Origin of the sequence: Coprococcus sp. AF99-45 (genome assembly GCF_027663865.1) — a bacterium.
Taxonomy (GTDB): Bacteria; Bacillota; Clostridia; order Lachnospirales; family Lachnospiraceae; genus Allocoprococcus; species Allocoprococcus comes.
Window position 1 is genome coordinate 1 of the sequence record NZ_JAQDGZ010000037.1, and the last position, 1,416, is coordinate 1,416.

Genomic DNA, 1,416 nt, shown 5'->3' on the forward strand with positions numbered 1-1,416 from the left:
ATTAACATCGCTGCCTGTGTCAGCTTATCAGCCACCGGATCAAGTATTTTTCCTAAATTACTAATCCTATGGAATCTTCTTGCGATATATCCATCAGCAAGATCCGTAAAACCAGACAGCAATAAGATTTCACCAGCTAACAGAGGATTTTTCTTTACACAATAACTCCATATAATTACCGGAATCAGACAAAGCCGAAAAAAAGAAAGAAGATTAGGAACCGTAATAATTCTATTCAAATTTTCTTCCTGATTCACTTCGCTCTGCATGTACGGTCACCTCACTTTCCTTTTTTTTAGACATAAACCAATAAAATATAACACAAAATGCTAAAGCAAACACAACACCAAAAACATTTTGAATCACTCTAAGACTAACCGCTCCTTGTAGTCCATAAGTCTCTGCAGCAATGGCTAAAGCACCAAATGTGTTAAATACTGCCTGCCAGCCATATTGTGCTGAAAGTCCTACACCGATTCCACCAAGAATTCCTATATATGCATAGATTGACGAAGGAAGCAGAAAATATAATACTGTAAAACATATAACACCTGCAATATTTCCGACAATCCTTTTACGGACTCTGTAGTGCATATCTTCCATAAATGGCAAAATCGCGGACATGGCCGCAATACCAGCCCACATTGCACGTGGCATATTACAAAGTTCTGCAATGCAAAGAACAATCGGTACGCATAAAATCTGACATATCTGCCATTTTGTTCTGGAAGAAGTGATATCAAATTCTTGTATCAGATCTTTCAGATTTCTTTTATAAGTTCTGTTTTTATGATTTCGATAAAATACGAAGCAGGTAAGTGCTGCACCTAAAGCCATTCCGACTAATCGCATCTGATAGCTTTTTCCCGTAATATCATAACCATATAGCAGCAGATACCCAAGAACCAATGTAGATTGATTAAACATGAATGGATTATGGCATCCGAACAGAATCAACACAGCCAGTGCCGCAATATTTAACAGCATTCCCAATACCGGTGAAAACTGATTTGCTAAATGCGGACATACAGTCATAATTACAAAGAACAAAGCCAAAAGCATCGTAGATTGTCCGGTGTGGATCCCCAGATCCGCATTTCGAAATACCATAAGGCATAATAAAACTACTACACCCACAATACTATTCTCATTTCCAAATAAGATACTGAAAATAGTAACAAATAAAAAACAAAATGCCAATGTAACAGCTATCTTCACCAGATATACCCACATATGATATAATTTTTCTTTTAGTGTTTCACTCTTTTTCAACAGGTTTTTAGAACCTGCCTGATTTAACTGCAACTCCTGATAAAATGTCATATAAATTCTCCCATCTTCTAATTTATCTTAAAACTATATAATCTCATCTTTCTGCTTTGGCAGCTCTATAACAAATCTGCATCCACCATATTC

2 protein-coding genes are annotated in these 1,416 nt (G+C 36.4%); both read right to left on the reverse strand.

From position 1 onward, the window contains the following. Nucleotides 1-269: CDP-alcohol phosphatidyltransferase family protein (locus PGR14_RS15460; protein ID WP_270223679.1), on the reverse strand; the 269-nt coding region annotated here is incomplete at its 3' end. Continuing rightward, nucleotides 232-1,323, reverse strand: a complete 1,092-nt coding sequence (locus PGR14_RS15465; RefSeq protein ID WP_055248954.1) for an FUSC family protein — start codon at nt 1,321-1,323, stop codon at nt 232-234. The genes PGR14_RS15465 and PGR14_RS15460, both read right to left, overlap by 38 nt. Nucleotides 1,324-1,416 lie beyond the last annotated feature (93 nt).

Coding starts and splice junctions, on each gene's coding strand:
- PGR14_RS15465 (WP_055248954.1), bottom strand. CDS start 1,323: ATGACATTTTATCAGGAGTTGCAGTTAAATCAGGCAGGTTCTAAAAAC.